The sequence below is a fragment of the Congregibacter sp. genome (assembly GCF_965660375.1).
Taxonomy (GTDB): domain Bacteria; phylum Pseudomonadota; class Gammaproteobacteria; order Pseudomonadales; family Halieaceae; genus Congregibacter.
In genome coordinates this window covers 1-4203 of record NZ_CBFHZO010000099.1, presented here as the reverse complement: position 1 = coordinate 4203, position 4203 = coordinate 1, and the positions used below count along the sequence as shown (strand labels likewise).

The window sequence follows — 4203 nt, the reverse complement described above, 5'->3', positions numbered from 1 at the left end:
CAGGGCTTTTTTAGGCCCTCACTAATCAGCGCAATGTCGCAAACCCGTAACCCGCTTTTCAGGACCACCCTCATGACAACCGACGATTTTGCCGCACTGGCGGCGCAGGGCTATAACCGCGTGCCCGTGCACCGCGAGGTGCTCGCCGACTTTGATACGCCGCTCTCCACTTATCGCAAACTGGCGGAAGGCCCCTATTCCTATCTGTTTGAGTCGGTGGAGGGGGGCGAGAAGTGGGGCCGCTACTCCATCATTGGTCTGCCCTGCAGGGAGTTGATCAAAGTGTTTGGTCATCGCGTGGAAAGCTGGGTGGATGGCGAGTGCATCGGCACCGAAGAGGTCGCCGATCCCCTTGATTTTGTGGAGGCCTATCAGCAGTGCTTTAAAAGTCCTGACCAGGACGCACTGCCTGTGTTCCATGGAGGCCTGGTGGGCTACTTCGCCTATGACACCGTGCGCTACGTGGAGCCCCGTCTGGCGGAAAGCTGTCCAGAGGATCAGCTGCACACGCCGGATATTCTCTTGATGCTGTCTGAGGAAGTGCTGGTTTTTGACAATCTCGCGGGCACCTTGCGCGTTGTGGTGAATGTAGACCCGGCCACTGAAAACGCCCTGGACATCGCCAACGCGCGACTTGATGCGCTCATCGCCGATCTCGAAGCGCCTCTTGCACCGCTACCGACGGTATCTCTCGAGGGGGCAGATGGGAGCGCCCTGGAGGCCAACGCCCGTTACAGTCTCAGCCAGGGCGAGTACAAAGCCGCCGTGGAGAAGGTCAAGGAGTATGTGCTGGCGGGCGACGCCATGCAGGTGGTTCCCTCCCAGCGGATGAGCGTTCCGTTTAGCGCACCACCGCTGAATTTGTACCGTGCCCTTCGCAACCTCAATCCATCACCCTATCTTTATTTTCTTGACCTCGACGAGTTTCAGGTGGTGGGTTCTTCACCGGAGATACTGGTGCGGGCGGAGCAGGGTAAGGTGACCGTGCGGCCCATTGCCGGCACCCGCCACCGCGGCAAAAGCGAGGCCGAGGATGATGCCCTGGAAGCCGAGCTTCTCGCTGATCCTAAAGAGATTGCTGAGCATCTGATGCTCATTGATCTGGGGCGTAACGACGTGGGACGCATAGCGCAGACCGGCACCGTGGAGCTTACCGAGAACATGCTGGTGGAGCGCTACTCCCACGTGATGCATATCGTTTCAAACGTGGAAGGGCAGTTGGATGAAGGCCTTTCTTCCATGGATGCCCTTAGAGCCGCCTTGCCGGCAGGAACTTTAAGCGGCGCGCCAAAGATACGGGCGATGGAAATCATTGATGAGCTGGAGCCGGTGAAGCGTGGCATTTATGGGGGCGCCGTGGGCTATCTGTCCTGGGCGGGAGACATGGATACCGCCATCGCCATCCGCACCGCGGTGCTCAAGGGCGGTGAATTACATATTCAGGTGGGGGCCGGCGTGGTCGCGGATTCTGTGCCAGAAGCGGAATGGCAGGAAACCCTCAATAAAGCCCGCGCATTGTTGCGCGCGGCGGCCATGGTCGATGCCGGAGGGCAAAGCCCATGCTGATGATGATTGATAATTACGACTCCTTTACCTACAACGTAGTTCAGTACCTCGCGGAACTGGGCGCCGATGTGCAGGTGTTCCGCAACGATGAAATTACCCTGGAAGAGATCGCCGAACTGGCTCCCGAGCGTATCGTGATCTCACCGGGGCCCTGCACGCCGAACGAGGCGGGGGTTTCCATGGAGACAATCCGGGCGTTTGCGGGCACTCTGCCAATTTTCGGCATCTGTCTTGGGCACCAAAGTCTGGGTCAGGTGTATGGCGGTGAGGTGGTTCGCGCGCGCAAGGTGATGCATGGCAAAACCTCCGAGATCCATCACGATGGGAGCGGTGTGTTTGCCGGGCTCCCCTCGCCGTTCATCGCTACCCGCTATCATTCCCTGGTGGTGGACCGCGACAGTTTGCCTGAGGGTTTTGACCTCACCGCATGGACGGTGAATGAATCGGGGGATGTTGACGAGATCATGGGTCTGCGTCACCGGCTTACCGGTGCACAGGGCGTTCAGTTTCATCCCGAGTCGGTGCTTAGTGAGCATGGCCACGCGCTGCTAAAAAACTTTCTGGAGCAGCCCCTGCCTCTGAGCCAGAGCGCTGACAAGAACTAGCTGAGGAACGAGCGATGGATATTCAGCAGGCGCTGGGACGCGTCGTCGAACAGCAGGATCTGAGTAGCGATGAAATGGCCTCGGTGATGCGCCAGATCATGTCCGGGGACGCCACCGATGCTCAGATTGGTGGGCTGCTTATGGCTTTGCGGATCAAGGGCGAGACCATTGACGAGATTGCCGCGGCCGCCGGGGTGATGCGTGATCTGGCAACACCTGTGGCGGTACAGGGCGATTACCTCGTGGATCTTGTGGGCACCGGTGGCGATGGCGCCAACCTGTTTAACGTGTCTACGGCCTCCTGTTTTGTAGTCGCGGCGGCAGGCGCCCAGGTGGCGAAACACGGCAACCGGTCGGTCTCAAGCACCAGTGGCAGCTCCGATGTGCTGGAGGCTCTGGGTGTGCCTCTGGACCTGAGTCCCGAGCAGGTGGCACGGGCTATTTCGGATGTGGGTCTGGGTTTTATGTTTGCACCGGCCCATCACAGCGCCATGCGCTATGCCATCGGGCCGCGAAGAGAGCTGGGTTTGAGAACCCTGTTTAATCTCCTGGGACCCCTTACCAACCCTGCCCAGGTGAAACGCCAGTTGCTTGGTGTTTACGACGCTGCGCTCTGTGAGCCCCTTGCACACGCGCTGAAGGCTCTCGGCAGTGAGCATGCCATGGTGGTGCACGCCGCTGACGGGCTCGATGAAATCTCCATCGCAGCACCCACCAGCGTTTCGGAGCTGCGCAACGGCGAGGTGCACAGCTACACCATTGATGCGGCGGATTTTGGTTTGGCCGCCACCGATCTCTCGGGGCTGGCAGTGGATTCCGCCACGGCGTCTGCAACGTTGATTCGGGCGGCCCTGTCCGGAGGGCGCGGTGCTGAGTCCGGAACAGACCCGGAGAAAGCGCGACAGATCATTGCCATGAATGCGGGCGCGACGATTTATGTCGCGGGTATCGCATCATCTCTTGCCGACGGCGTTGCGCTGGCGGAGGACTTGCTGTCCACCGGCCAGGCCGCAGAAAAACTCAAGGCCTTTGTGGATGTAACGCAGCTTATGCGCGAGGAGAAAAGTGCATGAATTCTTCATTGCCTGACGTCCTGCAGAAAATTCTTGCCCGCAAGGCAGAAGAAATTCGCGAGCGACAAGCCAGAACACCCCTTGACGCTCTCGAAACCCTTATCGCTGATCAGGAACCGGCGCGCGGGTTTACCGCAGCCATGCAGCGTCGGGCGGGAGATGACGTTCCCGCGGTAATTGCTGAAGTAAAAAAGGCTTCGCCCAGCAAAGGCGTGATTCGACCGGATTTTGAGCCTGCAGTGATTGCGGCGCAGTATCAGGCGGGCGGGGCGACCTGTTTGTCGGTACTCACCGATGTGGACTTTTTTCAGGGCAGCGATGCCTACTTACACGCTGCTCGCGCTGCTTGCGATCTACCTGTGTTGCGCAAGGATTTCACTATCGATGCCTACCAGATTGCCGAGGCGCGGAGTTTGGGGGCAGATGCGATCCTGCTTATTGTTGCCGCTCTGGACCGAAGTCAGCTTCATGATCTGGCTGCCGCGGCGTCTCACTATGGCCTGGATGTGCTCGTGGAAATTCATGATCGCGATGAGCTCGAGCTGGCACTGGAGCTGGATGTGCCGCTCCTGGGCATCAACAATCGCGACCTTCGCAATTTTGAGACCAGCCTGAGTACCACGCTGGGTCTTCTGCCGCAGATCCCCGAAGGTAAGTTGGTGGTGACCGAGAGCGCCATCCATACCCGTGATGACGTAAAAACAATGCGCGCGGCGGGTGTGCCGGGTTTTCTGGTTGGCGAGGCCTTTATGCGCGCCGAGGACCCGGGGCTGGCACTCAGCGAGCTGTTTGCGGCCTGAAAAGCCCTGGTTAGCTAGTGACTGGCGTAGACCACAATGGTTTTGCCAGAGACGTTAACCAAACCCTCCTGCTCCAGGGTCTTTAGTACCCGGCCGGCCATTTCCCGAGAACAGCCGGCGATTTTGCCCAGCTCCTGGCGGGTAATCTTGATCTGCATG

5 protein-coding genes are annotated in these 4203 nt (G+C 59.2%); 4 read left to right on the top strand and 1 reads right to left on the bottom strand.

Going from position 1 to position 4203, the window contains the following annotated elements; genetic code table 11:
- Window positions 1-72 precede the first annotated feature (72 nt).
- From trpE to trpC, 4 genes are read left to right on the top strand one after another with little or no spacing between them, the layout of a single operon-like run.
- Entirely contained in the window at window positions 73-1566 is a 1494-nt protein-coding gene (gene trpE, locus ACTG3T_RS09660; protein ID WP_439102060.1) for an anthranilate synthase component I, read from the top strand.
- Window positions 1560-2171, top strand: coding sequence for an anthranilate synthase component II (locus ACTG3T_RS09655; protein ID WP_439102059.1), 612 nt, complete (start codon window positions 1560-1562; stop codon window positions 2169-2171). The genes trpE and ACTG3T_RS09655 overlap by 7 nt, the downstream gene beginning before the upstream one ends.
- A gap of 14 nt (window positions 2172-2185) precedes the next feature.
- Window positions 2186-3244: an anthranilate phosphoribosyltransferase gene (gene trpD, locus ACTG3T_RS09650; protein WP_439102058.1), complete on the top strand. Its 1059-nt coding sequence runs from the start codon at window positions 2186-2188 to the stop codon at window positions 3242-3244.
- Window positions 3241-4044, top strand: a complete 804-nt coding sequence (trpC, locus tag ACTG3T_RS09645; RefSeq protein WP_439102057.1) for an indole-3-glycerol phosphate synthase TrpC — start codon at window positions 3241-3243, stop codon at window positions 4042-4044. The genes trpD and trpC overlap by 4 nt, the downstream gene beginning before the upstream one ends.
- Window positions 4045-4058: 14 nt before the next feature.
- Here the strand turns inward: trpC and ACTG3T_RS09640 are convergent.
- A partial coding sequence (locus ACTG3T_RS09640; RefSeq protein WP_439102061.1) for a helix-turn-helix domain-containing protein occupies window positions 4059-4203 on the bottom strand: 145 nt, incomplete at its 5' end.